The organism is uncultured Aureimonas sp. (genome assembly GCF_913775355.1).
Taxonomy (GTDB): Bacteria; Pseudomonadota; Alphaproteobacteria; order Rhizobiales; family Rhizobiaceae; genus Aureimonas.
This window is the reverse complement of sequence record NZ_CAJYIU010000013.1, coordinates 1-14,347: the sequence shown is the minus strand read 5'-3', so window position 1 is coordinate 14,347 and position 14,347 is coordinate 1. Positions and strand designations below refer to the sequence as shown.

General features: G+C 65.0%; 15 protein-coding genes, 1 tRNA gene and 1 pseudogene. 13 read left to right on the top strand and 4 right to left on the bottom strand.

Annotated elements, in window-relative coordinates:
* The first annotated feature begins 144 nt into the window (after positions 1-144).
* From QZ753_RS01085 to QZ753_RS01035, 11 genes are all read left to right on the top strand, one after another.
* Positions 145-221: transfer RNA gene (locus QZ753_RS01085), tRNA-Arg, on the top strand.
* Positions 222-363: 142 nt separating this feature from the next.
* The gene (locus QZ753_RS01080) at positions 364-1,665 is read left to right on the top strand and encodes a hypothetical protein (RefSeq protein ID WP_294640421.1); all 1,302 of its coding nucleotides are present in this window, start codon (positions 364-366) and stop codon (positions 1,663-1,665) included.
* 62 nt (positions 1,666-1,727) lie between these two features.
* The gene (locus QZ753_RS01075; protein ID WP_294640420.1) at positions 1,728-2,081 is read left to right on the top strand and encodes a hypothetical protein; all 354 of its coding nucleotides are present in this window, start codon (positions 1,728-1,730) and stop codon (positions 2,079-2,081) included.
* A 100-nt stretch (positions 2,082-2,181) separates the two neighbouring features.
* Complete coding sequence (locus QZ753_RS01070; RefSeq protein WP_294640418.1) at positions 2,182-2,667, top strand: hypothetical protein; 486 nt, start codon at positions 2,182-2,184, stop codon at positions 2,665-2,667.
* A 19-nt stretch (positions 2,668-2,686) separates the two neighbouring features.
* Positions 2,687-4,306, top strand: coding sequence for an AAA family ATPase (locus QZ753_RS01065; RefSeq protein WP_294640416.1), 1,620 nt, complete (start codon positions 2,687-2,689; stop codon positions 4,304-4,306).
* Positions 4,306-4,494 (top strand): hypothetical protein, encoded by a 189-nt coding sequence (locus QZ753_RS01060; protein ID WP_294640415.1) that lies wholly within the window; start codon positions 4,306-4,308, stop codon positions 4,492-4,494. The genes QZ753_RS01065 and QZ753_RS01060 overlap by 1 nt, the downstream gene beginning before the upstream one ends.
* Before the next feature lie 68 nt (positions 4,495-4,562).
* Positions 4,563-4,997, top strand: a complete 435-nt coding sequence (locus QZ753_RS01055) for a metallophosphoesterase (RefSeq protein WP_294640413.1) — start codon at positions 4,563-4,565, stop codon at positions 4,995-4,997.
* Positions 4,998-5,222: 225 nt separating this feature from the next.
* Positions 5,223-6,218 (top strand): metallophosphoesterase, encoded by a 996-nt coding sequence (locus tag QZ753_RS01050; protein WP_294640412.1) that lies wholly within the window; start codon positions 5,223-5,225, stop codon positions 6,216-6,218.
* Complete coding sequence (locus QZ753_RS01045; RefSeq protein WP_294640411.1) at positions 6,215-6,445, top strand: hypothetical protein; 231 nt, start codon at positions 6,215-6,217, stop codon at positions 6,443-6,445. Before QZ753_RS01050 ends, QZ753_RS01045 begins: the two co-directional genes overlap by 4 nt.
* Positions 6,445-7,587 carry a metallophosphoesterase gene (locus QZ753_RS01040; protein WP_294640410.1) on the top strand — a complete coding sequence of 381 codons (1,143 nt, stop codon included), beginning with the start codon at positions 6,445-6,447 and terminating at the stop codon, positions 7,585-7,587. The genes QZ753_RS01045 and QZ753_RS01040 overlap by 1 nt, the downstream gene beginning before the upstream one ends.
* 11 nt (positions 7,588-7,598) lie before the next feature.
* The gene (locus QZ753_RS01035) at positions 7,599-8,006 is read left to right on the top strand and encodes a hypothetical protein (RefSeq protein WP_294640408.1); all 408 of its coding nucleotides are present in this window, start codon (positions 7,599-7,601) and stop codon (positions 8,004-8,006) included.
* On the opposite strand, the gene QZ753_RS01030 is transcribed toward QZ753_RS01035, so the two are convergent.
* Together QZ753_RS01030 and QZ753_RS01025 are read right to left on the bottom strand one after the other, a co-directional pair.
* The gene (locus QZ753_RS01030; protein ID WP_294640407.1) at positions 7,944-8,288 is read right to left on the bottom strand and encodes a DUF4113 domain-containing protein; all 345 of its coding nucleotides are present in this window, start codon (positions 8,286-8,288) and stop codon (positions 7,944-7,946) included. The genes QZ753_RS01035 and QZ753_RS01030 overlap by 63 nt on opposite strands.
* 20 nt (positions 8,289-8,308) lie before the next feature.
* Complete coding sequence (locus tag QZ753_RS01025; RefSeq protein ID WP_294640405.1) at positions 8,309-8,668, bottom strand: hypothetical protein; 360 nt, start codon at positions 8,666-8,668, stop codon at positions 8,309-8,311.
* A gap of 307 nt (positions 8,669-8,975) precedes the next feature.
* On the opposite strand from QZ753_RS01025, the pseudogene QZ753_RS21010 reads away from it, so the two are divergent.
* Together QZ753_RS21010 and QZ753_RS01015 are read left to right on the top strand one after the other, a co-directional pair.
* Positions 8,976-9,542: pseudogene (locus QZ753_RS21010) on the top strand (bifunctional DNA primase/polymerase); the annotation flags it as partial.
* Positions 9,543-10,022: 480 nt separating this feature from the next.
* On the top strand, positions 10,023-12,542 hold the full coding sequence (locus QZ753_RS01015) for a hypothetical protein (protein ID WP_294640402.1): 2,520 nt from the start codon (positions 10,023-10,025) through the stop codon (positions 12,540-12,542).
* A gap of 294 nt (positions 12,543-12,836) precedes the next feature.
* On the opposite strand, the gene QZ753_RS01010 is transcribed toward QZ753_RS01015, so the two are convergent.
* Both QZ753_RS01010 and QZ753_RS01005 read right to left on the bottom strand, forming a co-directional pair.
* Complete coding sequence (locus QZ753_RS01010) at positions 12,837-14,186, bottom strand: ATP-binding protein (protein ID WP_294640400.1); 1,350 nt, start codon at positions 14,184-14,186, stop codon at positions 12,837-12,839.
* The coding region (locus QZ753_RS01005; RefSeq protein ID WP_294640423.1) for a winged helix-turn-helix domain-containing protein at positions 14,183-14,347 on the bottom strand (165 nt) is incomplete at its 5' end. The genes QZ753_RS01010 and QZ753_RS01005, both read right to left, overlap by 4 nt.

Here is a 14,347-nt window from a genome sequence, read left to right as displayed (position 1 = left end):
GCCGACTGACGATCGCCCCGCCATCGGGGGTTCGCCACCCGTCTGCAACAAACCTGACGGCCACGTCGCAGAATCGCTTGCAATCCCCCCGAGACTTGGCTAGTTACCCCTCACGAACGGCCGAGGCGTAGCCCGACGTTCCAGGCGCCCGTAGCTCAGCTGGATAGAGCACCAGACTACGAATCTGGGGGTCAGAGGTTCGAATCCTTTCGGGCGCGCCACCCCGTTTACCTTAATCCTTTGCGAAACCTTTGCAGCGCTTGCCTTCGCGGGTCCGATCGCCGACGTAATCCTTCGAAACGCATCCAGGGCTAGCACCCGGGCCTCTGCCCCCGCTCTGCCCCCGTCGAAGGATACCGGCCCATGCCGCAACTGCTGACGAAGCTCCTCGTCGACAAGCTCGCCCGCGCGGGCGAGCGGAAGGAAGTCGCCGACTCGCGTGCGCCCGGTCTCGTACTGCGTGCGAACGTCCGGACCTCGCAGTTCGAATTCGTCTGGTCGCCAGCCGGGAAGAAGCGGCGGGTCGTCCTGGGCACCGTCGCGGAGCTGCCGATCGACGAGGCGAGGAAGCTTGCGAACAAGGCGTCCGACGCGGTGAAGCAGGGCTACATCCCGGACGACGGATGGGTCCGCGACCAGCGGGTCGATCCCGAGGAGCGCCGCCTCGACGTGGCCGACGGCCTCTGGACCTTCGCCGAGGCGCGCACGGCCTACCTCGACGACGTGAAGCGCACGAAGAAGCCGCGCACCCATGACGACTATCGAGGCTACCTGAACTACGCCGAGCTCAAGAAGCTGGAGCGCAGGCCGGTCGGTCAGATCTCCGAGGAAGACCTGTCGGCCGTGGTCGCTGAGATCCATCGATCCGGCCGCGAAGGAACGGCCGAGGGCATGAAGCGAAAGCTCGGCGCGATGTGGACGTGGCTGGGCAAGGGTACGGTGCGTGCCCGCTCCGGCGTCCGAACGAAGCCGACGATCGACGTGCCGGACCGCACGCCGGGCAAGCGTCGGAAGAAGCGGTTCCCCTACCCGTCCGAAGTGGCGGTCGTCCTGAAGATCGCCCGTGCCGACGGATACGGCATCGCATCGGCGTCGATCGCTCTCGTCTGTCTCACCGGCCAGCGACGCGAGACGGTCGTCTCCGTCGAGCGTGCGGATGTCCACGACGGCATCTGGCACGTCCCGCCGAACCGCCGGAAGACCGCACAGAAGCGCGACGACCAGAACGTCCACACGCTGCCATGGCCGGCCGAGATCGCCGTCCCTCGAAGGGGGAAGTTCGTCTTCCCTGCGAACCGCGTCCGTCGCGCCACCGAGGGTAAGGAACTCGGGCACGTCCACGGGTCCACCGTGACGCATGCCTTCAAAGAAGCAGGGTTCTCGCCGCACGACGTCCGCCGCTCCATGACGACGACATTCCGGGCGCTCGGCTTCACGAAGGCCGACGTCGCCCTGATCCTGGATCACAACGAGGGCGCGGATACCGTCGTCGACGATCATTACGACGCGTTCCAAGACCTGCCTCGCAAGACGGAGATGCTGGGGGCCTGGTGGGCCATCCTTGACGGCAGGCGCAAGTTCGACGAGGCCGCGGCGTTCCGGTCCGTTCGGCCGATGCGGCGGCAAGCGAAGCCTGCCCCAGCCTTCGCCGAGGCTGCCGAGTAGGCTTGTCATTTACTGGAGCTTAGGGCTCCTCGACCATCGTGCCGGCGCAGCGGAGACCCACGATGACCGAGGACGACAACGAACGCCGGCGTGCCGAGATCGAGATGCTTTGCATGCGAGCCCTCGGCGCGGCGATGCCGGACCGGCTCGTCGAATACCTGGGCGTCGGCCGTCGGTCGGCGGAACGCTGGCTGTCCGGCGCCCTGTCGTGGCCTGAACCCATCGTCGACCGGCTCCGCGAGCAGGCGGACCATGCCGACGCGTTCTTCGAAGACCTGGCGGCGCTGACGAGAAAGCACAAATCCCTCGGCATGCATGAGAATCTCATGCGCATGCGGCTGAGGGATTTCGCCAAGGAATTGTCGGATGCGCCGCCCGAAAAAGAGCCTCCGCGCAGAAAAATCGACGACCTCTAAAAGTCGAACGACCAATTAACCATTTCCCTTAAGGCCTTCTCTGTTACGTTCTCTGCATGCCCGCGAACGGTCCCTACCGTCGCGGAAAACGGAGATACCGATGAGCAACCAGCCCCCGAAGGTGCTTCAGCGCCTGCGCGTCATCGACGCTGACACTCCCGACCTCGAGACCATCGATCCGACGACGCTGCAATTCGACGACGAGAATCGTCTGTGCGTCGTAGAGACCGTCCTCGCAATCGAAAACTCAGCCGAACGTGAAGCGGCGATCGAGGAACGCCTGCGCGCATACCGCAAGTCGTACGTCCTCCTGAAGCCATCGGCACTCGCCGCATATCATGCGATGTCGGACGCGCTCCGGGGACGCGGGGACGAGTTCGCTCGTCGTCTCGGGAGCACACGCAACGACCTGCTCCTCATGTCGGTCAGGATGCCGGACAACATGTGGGCGGATGCGTTTCATGCGGCACTGAAGACGCTCGTGCCGTTCATCACCAGCTCGCATCCCGACGTCGATCCGTCCTTCACGGTCGCGATCCCGCAGTCCGAACTGCTGGCACGGCACGGAGTACTCGTTCCAGCCTGAGCCGATCATGCGGGATCTGATGAAGACCCATGTCGTGATGCTGCACGGTCCCGAAGTCGCCGTCCCGTCGACGCTCTCGTCTCTCGTCGATGTGTCGATCGACTTGGCCGACATGCCGGCGAGGTATCTCGAACTGGCGATCGTCCGCTCGTTCGAACTCGACGAGCCGAAGATCTGGCTCGGTCCGGACGTCAACCGGCTAAAGCCGTCTCTGTTCGACGCCGCATGTGCTCGGGCGCCGGACTGGACCGAAGTCGCGCCGATCCTGAATCGGCTCGCCCGCGCCGAACTCGACGAGGAGGCGATCGCTGCGAAGGCAAAGGAGAAGGACAAGAAGAAGCCGTCGACCTCAACTTCAAAGACAGCTTTCGTTCCGGAGGTCCTGCACCCGACAGAGCCGACGCTCGACATGCTCTCCGGAGACGGTGCCTTCGCCGAGTGGGCCAAGGACGCTGCACGTGATATTGCGGACTACCGTGCCGGACGCCTCGCGTGGTCCGACGTCGACGTCGGCTGCCTGCTGCACGGTCCGCCGGGTACCGGAAAGACGTTCGCGGCCCGGGCGTTCGCGGCGACGTGCGGGCTGCCGTTCATGCCCGTCTCGTTCGCGCAGTGGACGGCGTCCGGACGGTCGTACCAAGGCGACGTCATCGCCGCGATGCGAGCGACGTTCGCAGCGGCGACAGCGCTCAGCCCCTGCGTCCTGTTCATCGACGAATTCGACAGCATTCCAAGCCGGGAGGGAACGAAGGAATATCGAGACTACTGGATCCCGATCGTCAACGCCAAGCTTGAGCTGCTCGACGGAACTGCGGGTCGGCCGGGCGTGATCGTCATCGCGGCTTGCAACGATCCGTCCCGGCTGGATCCGGCCATGGTCCGGTCCGGACGCCTCGACCGGCACTTCCGTCTGTCGCTGCCCGACGAGCCGTCGCTGCTCGGCATGCTCGGCTACCACCTGCCCGGCGCCGATCTCCAAGCGCTCGCGCCGGCGGCGACGATCCTGGCCGGATCAGCGAGCGCGGCCGACGTCGCACGCTTCGCCCGGGAGGCTCGTCGAGCCGCCCGGCGTCAGAACCGCGAGGTGACGGCGGAGGACCTTCTGTCGATCGCGATGCCGGTCGATACGATGTCGCCTCGTGATCGCCGTCTCGTCGCGGTGCATGAAGCCGGGCACGCCGTGGTCGCGATGGCCTTCGGACGCATTCCGGGTGCTCTGTCGATCGTCTCGGCCGACGGCGCGCACGGCGGCGTTCGTCTCGGATCGGACATCGGCATGGGCCGTCTGTCAGATTTCGAAGCCGAAGCGATCATCAGTCTCGCCGGTCGTGCGGCCGAGGAAGCAATCCTCGGCGAGCCGTCGGCCGGAGCCGAAGTCGACCTGCGGAGCGCGACCGCGCTCGTCTTACAGCTGATCGGCACGACGGGTCTGGGCGGTCGGCTGACGCATGGCGAGAGGGTCGATGCTGCCGCTGTCGAGGGGCGCCTGCGTGATCTCTACAGCCGTGCCGTCCGCCTCGTTGGCGAACATCGCAAGGCAGTCGAGGCGCTGGCCGATCTGGCGATCGAACGCCGCGTCCTCGGGCGCGCCGCCCTCGTCGAGTTCGCTCGCGAGCACGGTTTCGGAGGATCGCGCTGATGGTCATCGCACTCCGTCCGGACGTCCGCGAGCGTCTTGTCGAAATCGAGCTCGAGGACGGTGTTCCCGTCCTCGAGCAGGTCATGCAGGCAGTCGAGGTCTGGTCCCATCTTACGACGCCGGAGCGGCGGACGATCATGATGCTCGCGATGCGGATCATCGCGCAGCGTGGAAAGGAGCCGACATGAGGACATGGTTCACAGCTGACCACCATTTCGGCCACGCTTCCATGATCCGGCTGGATCGGAGGCCGTTCTTGACGGTCGACGAGCACGACGACGCGCTCGTCGATCTCTGGAACGCCGTCGTCCGCCCGGGCGACGTCGTATGGCATCTCGGCGACTTCGCATACAAGACGAAGCGCCATCCGCAGGAGCATTTTCGGCGGCTGAACGGGGTGAAGCACCTTGTGATGGGCAATCACGACGGCAACGCCGTGACGTCCCGAGAATGGGCTTCCGTTCAGGATACAGCAGAGATCGTGGTCGACAGCGTCCGCCTCTTCCTGGCGCATTATCCGCACCTCGAATGGCCAAGGTACTGGCGTCAGAGCGTCCATCTCTTCGGGCACGTGCACGGAAATCGCGAAGGCGTTGGCCGGTCCTGCGACGTCGGTGTCGACGCCTGGAGCTACCGTCCGGTCACACTCGACGAGATCATGCAGAAGCTCGGAGATCGCGAAAATGCGTGACGCCGAGACACGAGAAGAGGCGGCGGCGCGTCTGCTCCGAGTCCTCGACGATCGCGCTCGCCGTCGACGTCGGAGCGTCACGGCGCCGCCGATCGCGCCGACCGACGAGCAGCTCGTCTTTGATCTTTCGTGCGATCGGGAGATCTAATCGACGGCGCGATGACCACCTCGCACCGGCACTGCGGCACCTGCCGCCGCCGGCATCGGCCAGAAGGATGCTGAACCATGCGATTGCTCGTTGTCTCCGACATTCATGAAGACCACAACCGGAACATCGCCGGCCCGTTCGACCTGCCGACCGACGTCGAGGCTGATGTCGTCGTCATTGCAGGTGATATCGACGGCCGCTTCTCGCGTGCCGGCCTCCGCTGGCTCGAGCGGCAGCGCCTGCGCATCGACCGGCCGTTCGTCATCGTTCCGGGAAATCATTGCTTCTGGAGAGGCAGCTTGGATCGGGAAGTCTCCCGCTTCCACGACCGCTGCAGCGATGCCGGCATCCACGTCCTCGACGGCGACGGCGTCGTCCTGGACGGGACGCGTTTCGTCGGCGGAACCCTATGGACGGACTACCGCGTCTGGAACGACGAGCGTGAAGCGTCGGCGAATGCGGCCCCCAGGCACATGGTCGACTTCCGGTACGTCCGGACGCAGGACTACGAGTACCGGCTCCGGCCTGCACATCTCGCAGCCGAGCATGACCGTCACGTCGCGGCGATCGAGCGCATCCTTTCGACGCCGCTCGACGGGCCGACCGTCGTCGTCACGCACCACGCGCCGAGCCCGCGTTCGCTTATCGGCGGGCGGGCGACGGAAGCGCTCGACGGAGCGTACGCGTCTGATCTCGAGCCATTGATCCTCAGACTGAGGCCGGACCTTTGGATCCATGGTCACACCCACGCGCAGCATGATTATGCAGTCGGCTCGACGCGGGTCGTCTGCAATCCGCGGGGCTATGCCTATCGGGTCGGACATGGACGCCAAGCACGGCTCCATTTCGAGAATGCAGCTTTCGATCCCCGCTTCGTCGTCGACGTCGGCGTTGCTCCTCGGCCGGAGTCTGAGGCTCGGGTCGACGTCGACCTGCTCCTGCGTGACTGGCCTGCCGCGACGGCTTGGGATCGGATGGACGCCATGGCGGCGGAGCATCCCGACGCACGCGTCGATGTCGTTGGCGGACTCCTCGACGACGAAGACGCCCCAGGTTCGGGGCCGAAGCCGTGACGGACGAAGCGCAGCGCAGGCGTGGCGAGCATCGGCGCATCTGGCTTGAGCTGACGTTCGACGTGCCTCCCGACGATGTCGACGCCGCCGTGACGCGGCTGTGGGCGGCCGGAGAGACGTCGACGGCAGTCGCGTGTCGGATTCTCGACACCGACGCCGCCGGCCTGCACGGCATCGCGCAGCGTCACGACATCCCTATCACCCGTACCGATGGAGCAGCACGCTGATGCGCGTCCGCGTCCTTTCAGATCTTCATATGCGGTCCAGCCGCGACATGTCTCGTGCCCCGGCGCCGGTCGAGGCCGACGTCGTGGTGCTCGCCGGCGACGTCACGGATTCCCCGGCAGCAACGGTCGAATGGGCCCGAAGGCACTTTTCACAGCCTGTCCTGATCGTTGCCGGCAATCACGAATTTTTCGGTCAGTCGATCGACGAAGCGATCCGTGAAGGTCGGGCGGCATCGGACGACCGAGTTCAATTCCTCGAGAACGAAGCCGTCGTGATCAATGGCGCACGCTTCATCGGCGCGTCTCTCTGGACCGACTTCCGTCTTCACGGCTCCGGGCCCGAAGACGTGCGCAAGGCCATGAGCGACGCCCGTGGCGGCATGATCGACTTCCAGATGATCTCGGAAGACAGCCAGTCGGACGGTTCGATGCCGCTTCGATTCACGCCGGCGTCGTCCGCCCGCCGCCACAAGGAATCGAGAGACTTCATCGCCAGAACATTGTCCGTGCCGTTCGATGGTCCGACCGTCGTCGTAACACACCATGCTCCGCATCCGTACAGCGTCGCTCCGCTCTGGCAGGATCACCCAGTCACGCCCTGCTTCGTATCGGATCTGTCCGATGTCATACTCGACGGGCAACCCGAGTTCTGGATCCACGGACACACGCACACAAGCTTCGACTACGGCATCGGAGATACGAGAGTCGTCTGCAATCCACAGATGGGCAACTCGTGGTTCCATCCGGCGAAGACGATCCGCGTTCGGAAGCGGCCGTCCCTGGTTTCTCCCCTTGAGCATTGGGTTGCCGGACGGATCGTCTGGAAATCCGTGAGGCGCGACCTCGGCATCGTTGACGAATGGTCCATCCGCCGCGAACTTAACGGCATCCGGCCGTGGAGCGTCATCTGCGAAAGGCTTGGCGTTGCCGTCGAGGCCGTCGCCGCAGTCTGGAAGTTGACGCGCCCGTCTCCGACGATATGGCCGGAGACGATCGCACCCGGCTTCGATGCTCGGGCTCGACGGGCTCTCGAGATTCTCGAGGGTCTCGATGCCGAACCGATCATCCAAGCGATCTACGAGGAAGACGCGGAAATCACGGCTGCGGCCGAACGGCTGCGCAACCCACCCCCGATCAAATGAGGAGATAGACCATGCGATCCATTCTCGCCGCCTTCTCACTCGCCTTGTCGATCCATGCGGCAGAGGCAGCCAACCGGTACAGCGGCCGCTACTCCGGCGCATGCGGCGACCTCGCTTGCGAACTCGATGTCACGCCGGCGGGCCCCGACCGCTGGACCGTACGCTGGACCGCGACCGACCCGGCCGACCCGGCCGACCATTCCCTGCGCGTCCTATGCGATTTCCGGACGACAGTCGAACTCGGCTCCGCCGTCCTCGGCCCTGCCGGCGTCGTCGATGGCGTCGCGGTCGGCCGACACCACGGCCGGCCGTTCGCCCTGTTCGATCTCGACCCTGGCCGCGTCAGCTGGTCCAGTTCATGGGAGGCGTGCCCCGGCATCCGTCCCAAGGCGATCTACACCGCCTTCGGCGACCAGTGATAATCTTGCGACCGGCACCTCGGCCAACCTCGTCGTCCATGCCGGGCTCTTCAGGGCGCGCTTCGTGTCGAACGATCGCGCCCCGATGCCGGCGGAACCGAGCGCCACGGTCTTGCGTCCGAACCGACGGTTGAACTCGTCCATGGCCGACATCAGGTCGACGCCACGCGCGTCGATCGGCGCGAAGAGGTCGGTCTGTTCCCGTCGCGCGTCGACGAGGCCCTCGAGCATGATGCCGCACTTCGTGTACTCGCCGCCCGACTCGCACACGCTGTTGACCATGCGCGACGCCCTTTTCACAATCACCCGGCTGTCGTTCGTGCGCGGCGGCAGGCGGCATTATAGGGATCGACCACGCCTTGCGCAGGACCGTCTCCCAGTCGGGGACGAGCCTCATGTCGCCACCTCCGGACGCCGACTTCGATCCGCACTGGAATTCGAAGCTTTGCGGCGACGCCGAGCGCGGCGACGTAGCCGAAGGCTTCGACATCGCTGCGCAGGGATGCGGAGAAGTGATCCTTTCTGGTCGCCGACCAGTCCATCGCCCGTCGGATGTCGCCGAGACCGATGCGGCGGCGTTTCATCTCGGCATCGATCTCGGCGCGCAACGCTTCCATCAGAGCATCGAGCACTGCCGGTCGGCTTCTGTCCTTGTTGTCCATGCGGCATTCCCTGTCGGCAGCGGAGGCGTGCTGTCGATTCGCGGACAGGATTCAAGAGCGGTAAGCATGAAGCCAGCGGTTGATCTGAAGAAAAATCCGTCGCGGCAGTTGATCGGCCCCGGATGAATTGACATAAAATTCGGATCGAATTCGTTTTTACGTTGATCTGCATTCGACGCGAGCTTTTCCGGCAGTTCTCGAAAATTTTCCGTTTGCGTCCTGCCTCGTCGATCGGCAGTCTGGTCTGACGCACGACCGGGCGATCAAGACTCGGCGGCGTGTTGCTACGAAATTCCCGAGAATTGGAATGCTGGAAACCTACGGAACGCCCGAAGAAAACCTTCCCGTCACATACGTCGACTTCTCCAGTCTGCCATCGACGAGCGTGGGCGAGATCCACTTCGGCGATCTCGGCCCCCTGTGCGCCCGGCAGGGCTGGGCGGTCTTTCCGCAGCAGCGCGAAGGCCGGAAGCCCGGCGTCGTCGACGGCGACATGCTGAAGTGGTCGAAGTACCAAGACGTCGGCCCGGACGTCGCGACGGTCGACCGCTGGAGCCGGCAGGCGTGGGGGCTCAACGTCGCGGCCATCATGGGGTCAGCCAGCGCCCTCTGCTTCACGATCGACGTTGACGTGACGGGCTGGAAGTTGTCGTTCGCGATCCAGCTCGCCGCCGCCCGCGTCCTCGGCGAGACGAAGTTCCAGCGCATCGGAAATTTCCCGAAGACCGCTCTGATCTACCGCGTCGCCACCCGTGACGAGATCCCGGCCAACCGCACCCTGACATTCATGGAGGAGGACGGTTCGAAGGCCTCCGGCGACGCGGTGGAGTTCCAGGGGCAGGGCAAGGCGATCACCATTCTCGGGCGGCACCACTCGACCGGGGAGCGGTTCATCTGGCCGACCGGCAAGATGCCGATCAACTCGCCGCCCGAGTTGGCGCCGATCGTCACGGCGGCGATGCTCGATGCCTTCGTCGAGGCTATGCGCGAGATCCGTCCGATCCACGAACGGGCGTCCGCCGGTTCCGGTCTCGAGGGGCTCGAGTTCGTCGAGACGCAGGGTGTGCGGAAGCCGCGTCTTGCCACGGCAGGTGGCGCGGAGTGGACGTTGCGGGACGGCATCGTCGTCGACGGACGCGAGCGGTATCTGACACGGCTTGCGTTCGAGACGGTGCGGGCGAACCCGCTCCTGGCTGCGGATGCGAGCGGCATCGCGCAGTTGAAGAAGTCCGTCACGGAAGCGTTCCGTGCGACAGCTCTTCTCGATGGGAAGTGGAAGACGGGACACCTCCCACGCTCCATCGCGGAAAAGGTCGGACGGAACGCCCGGCAGTTGCTTGCAGGCGAGATCGGCGTGTCGAAGCGCGCCGTGCGGCCGGCCGCTTCGCCGGCGACGGAGACGCAGAGGGCGGCCGTCGCGATCCGGCCGCCGGAAGGCGATCGCATCGCAGCCGAGATGGCAGACCGTATGGATGCGTTCTGGCGTGAAGCGGACAGCTATGATTCAGCCGAAGGCGTCCTGCCGCCATTCCACATCCTGAAATCGCCAGTCGGCACCGGCAAGACGACGGCCGTGATTGCGGCGATCGTCCGTCGGAAGGCTGCCGGCGTCAACGGCACCGTCGGAATGCTCCTGCCAGCGCACGACAATGTCGACGAAGTCGCCGGCAAGGCCCGGGCGGCCGGTCTCGTCGTCGAGACGCACCGCGGACAGGCGCACGAGGATGGCGGCTGCAAGATGCGAGACAAGGTCGTCCTGCTGCAGCAGGCAGGGATCTCCGCTGCAAGGCTCTGCAAATCTAAGATCGACGGGCAGGACGTCTACTGCCAGCATCATCCCGAAGCCGGCGGCACGTGCGAGCGGATGGCACAGCTTGCTCGGATGCTTGACGCGGACCTCATGGTCTCGGTCCATGCCTATGCGACGCAGCCGCCTCCTGCGCCGTTCAAGAAATTCGCCGCGATCATCGTCGACGAGGATCTAGGCAGCGCACTGATCAAGACGGCGATCATCGACCGTGCCGTTCTCGACGAAAAGCGCCGTGCGATTACGCCGACGCGTGCGGAGCGCGAGGAAAGGTGGGGCGACCGCATACCGACCGAAGACGACCTTAAGGATTTCGACCTCGGATTCTCGGAGAAGCGGTTCGATCTCGTCGAGATGTGCAAAATCGAGTGGCAGGCCGGCCGCGACCCGGCATTCAGGATCGCCAGCGATCCCGAGTGGAAGGATCGCCTCGAAGCGGCAAGAACGATCACGTCTCGCGCCGGCCGCATCGCCGCGGACATCTCGCCGAAGACCACGGTACGAGAAGCGGCGGAGTACGCCCGCCAGCTCACGGGCCGGCACATCGGCCTCGAGGGGCGCCTCTGGCGACTGATGGAGGAGCGGGTCGGAGAAATCGAGGAGTACACGTCGCTGGTCGACGACGGCTGCCGGAGGTCGTTGAAGGCTCTCGACGACCGGATCTGGCCGTTTCGAGACAAAGCAAAGACCCTGCAACTGTCGTGGTCGACCGAATACAGCCTGTGCGAACGACCGACGCTCTTCATGGACGCGTCCGCCAATCCCCCGCTCCTGACACGCATTCTTCGCAGGCAGCCCGGAGAAGTGACCTGCCGACCGATCGAAGCGAACCTCAGAGTCGACGTGACACTCTTCGATGACGGGACATGCTCGAAGAGCAAGTACCTTCCGCCCGAAAAGGCAGCGAAGCAGGTTCGCATCGACGCATACCGTCTCACCCGTTCGACGCAGATGTTCATCGCGAAAGCAGCGGCGGTACATGGTGACGGAGGGGTTCTCGTCGTAGCGCCGATGGGTGTCGAGAGCCACTTGTCGGAAAACTGGACGCTGCCAGGTAACGTCGACACGCTGCATTTCGGCCATGTCGCAGGCTTCGATTTCGCGAGGAACCACCGGGCGGCGATTCTGATCGGCGCTCTTTACCCAGACGTCAGGACGATCGATGGGCTGGTCGCGGCACTGACATGGCGAGACGACGAGCCGGTCGATCGGATGGACCCGGACGGAACCGGTCCGAGCGAGATGCCCTTCGAGGCTGTCGACGAAAGCGTGCCGATGCGTGATGGCACATATCTCCAGACGAGCCGGCTCGAGTACCGCGGCGAGGTGGCGAACCAGCTGCTCGTCCAAATTCGGGACGAGCAGCTCACGCAGGCCTTGGGGCGTCTGAGGTCGATCTACCGGGAGGACGTCCCGAAGCTCTATATCATCGGAAACGTGGTCCCGAAGGGCCTCATCGTCGATCGGGTGACGACGCTCCGGAAAGAGGCCGAGGATCTCGGTGAGCTCTTCTCCCGGATGCATGAAGGAGACGGCCGGATCTACCGCAAGGCTGCCGAGGATAGAGCCCTCACGGCACAGTTCGTTCGTTTCTCCGCCCGCATCGATGCCGACCCGAGCTTCGCGGCGTCGTTCCACGTCGTCATGGCACCGGACGGAACGAAGATGTGGATGCCAGGCTACGTCACACCTCGTCTCGTGGAAGCGTACGCGACGGAATGCAACGGGACCGTCAGGCTCGCCACCATCAAGACGTTCGGCCGCCCGGCTGGCCGCCGGATCCGGAACGGCCTGTCGGAAGAGGCACAGAACTTCATCGAGGAGATGGAGGATCGGCGTCTTGCGGAGAAGATGCCTCTCCGGCAGCGCATCGTCATTCGCGAAACGCATGGCCCCGACGCCGATGCGGAGATCATTCGCGTTGCACGGCAAGCAGACGAGGCGTGGCGCTCGCAGGTCCTCGTGCTTCAGGCGGAACACAAGCGACGGCTGGAAACGGAAGACGAGGACGACGATCCGTTCATGGTCATCTCGGCGGAGGCGCTGGCTATCCCGATCGACTTTTGACGGACCGTCAATTCAGCGAACAAATTCGAGCCATCACTGCCTTCAGAGGGGTCGATCGTTCGGCGATTTCGTAGCGGCCGCGAACACGTCCGATAAGGGATGATTATCGGACGTATGGGTCGTGGAGGTACGATACGTGGAAAGCGAACGATCGTACTCGACCTTTCGCTATATGCTTGTATGACCGGTAACGACCCTTCTATGACGTTCAGTGGAAACTCGGACATCACTTGAAAACGGACACTGCGCTTCGAGCGCCATTCAAGCCTCCAACCGCTGAGGCGTCGGTTTCGTTCAGAAAATCGGTTCGCGCACCTCACCGGGACCTGCGTCCCCAACCATCGGCACAACGAAAGACGCGTTGAATCCAGACCGCTCCGCCCGGTTTGCGAGGCGAAGCTCGCCGCCGTGCTTCCTTGCGATCGCATCGGCGATCGCGAGGCCCAGTCCGCTGCCCTTGATCGTGGTCGCGCTCGACACCCGGAAGAACCGCTCGCGCAGTCGCGGTAGGGCGCTGTCCGGCACGCCCGGTCCGTCGTCGACGACGGTGAGCACGACCCCACTCGCATTCCGTCGCAAAGCGACGTCGACGGTCCCGCCCGCCGGGACGTAGCGGAGCGCGTTGTCGATCAGCGCCTCAACGAGGGCGCGCAGTTCGGCTGCACTGCCGCGCAGGCTCGCCGCGTCGTTGGCAACGAGCCCGAGATCGATCTTCCGCCGTTCGGCCAAGGGTACGAGTGCCCCGACGACGTCGAGGACGATCTGGTCGAGACGAACGTCCTCGTCATCGGCGCCGTCCCCCGTCCCTTCGATGCGAGCAAGACGCAGAAGCTGGTCCGCGACCGTCGAGGCGCGCCGGACGCCGTTCTCGACGTCATCGAGCCGTTCCGTCCAGGCCGATCCCGACGCCTTCCCTCGAAGGTTGGCGACCTGGATCGCCAACGCGGCCAGCGGCGTCCGCAATTCATGCGCCGCGTCGGCGAGGAAGCGACGTTCCCGGTCCACGGAATGCTGCAGGCGCGTGAGGAGGTCGTTCAGGCCGAGCACGAGCGGTCGGACCTCCGCTGGCACGTCGTCGACGGGCAACGTTGACAGGTCCCGATCATCCCGGTGGGCGACCGCGGTGGAGAGGCGATCCATGCGCCGGAAGGCGATGCGCACGACCAGTTCGCTGACCAGGGCGACGAGCGGGAGCGCCAGGATGAACGGCAGCGTGGCGCGGAGCGCCGTCTCCTGGGCAAGCTCCTGCCGGACGACGGCCTGCTGGGCGACCTGCACGGTCCGATCCCCGTCCATCAGAGTGTATACCCTCCAGGCCGTCCCCCCGTCGTCGAAGTCGGTGAACCCCGTTCCGGCCGGCTCGGGAAGCACGGGTCTCGGCGAAGAGGATCGCTCCAGCCCGGTCGACGGCTGCCGAACGGTGACGACGTAGTCGTCCTCAGCATCATGCGGCGCGAGGGCGAGGTCGGGCCCGTTCTCCTGCGAGAGATCTCCGACGAAGCGTGCGATCTGCATTTGCTGGAGATCGAGGAGCTCGTCGGTCTCGGACATCGCCGAGAGATAGGCGGAGGCACCCCCGACGACGGCGAGGGCCGACAGCACGCCGAGCAGCGAGGCGACAATGGTGCGCTTGAGCGACCTCATCCCCGGGGAACCATCCAGCCGGCACCGCGGACGTTGCGGATGATCTCGCGATCGAAGCGTTTCCGAACGTAGTGGATCAGAACCTCGACGGCGTTGCTCTCGACCTCCTCCCCCCACCCGTAGAGCCGCTCCTCGAGCTGGGCGCGGGACAGGATGGTCCC

Bases quoted from the DNA above. Each gene is read 5' to 3' on its own strand.
- QZ753_RS01080 (WP_294640421.1), top strand. From the start codon at position 364: ATGCCGCAACTGCTGACGAAGCTCCTCGTCGACAAGCTCGCCCGCGCG.
- QZ753_RS01075 (WP_294640420.1), top strand. From the start codon at position 1,728: ATGACCGAGGACGACAACGAACGCCGGCGTGCCGAGATCGAGATGCTT.
- QZ753_RS01070 (WP_294640418.1), top strand. From the start codon at position 2,182: ATGAGCAACCAGCCCCCGAAGGTGCTTCAGCGCCTGCGCGTCATCGAC.
- QZ753_RS01065 (WP_294640416.1), top strand. From the start codon at position 2,687: ATGAAGACCCATGTCGTGATGCTGCACGGTCCCGAAGTCGCCGTCCCG.
- QZ753_RS01060 (WP_294640415.1), top strand. From the start codon at position 4,306: ATGGTCATCGCACTCCGTCCGGACGTCCGCGAGCGTCTTGTCGAAATC.
- QZ753_RS01050 (WP_294640412.1), top strand. From the start codon at position 5,223: ATGCGATTGCTCGTTGTCTCCGACATTCATGAAGACCACAACCGGAAC.
- QZ753_RS01040 (WP_294640410.1), top strand. From the start codon at position 6,445: ATGCGCGTCCGCGTCCTTTCAGATCTTCATATGCGGTCCAGCCGCGAC.
- QZ753_RS01035 (WP_294640408.1), top strand. From the start codon at position 7,599: ATGCGATCCATTCTCGCCGCCTTCTCACTCGCCTTGTCGATCCATGCG.
- QZ753_RS01030 (WP_294640407.1), bottom strand. From the start codon at position 8,288: ATGGTCAACAGCGTGTGCGAGTCGGGCGGCGAGTACACGAAGTGCGGC.
- QZ753_RS01025 (WP_294640405.1), bottom strand. From the start codon at position 8,668: ATGGACAACAAGGACAGAAGCCGACCGGCAGTGCTCGATGCTCTGATG.
- QZ753_RS01010 (WP_294640400.1), bottom strand. From the start codon at position 14,186: ATGAGGTCGCTCAAGCGCACCATTGTCGCCTCGCTGCTCGGCGTGCTG.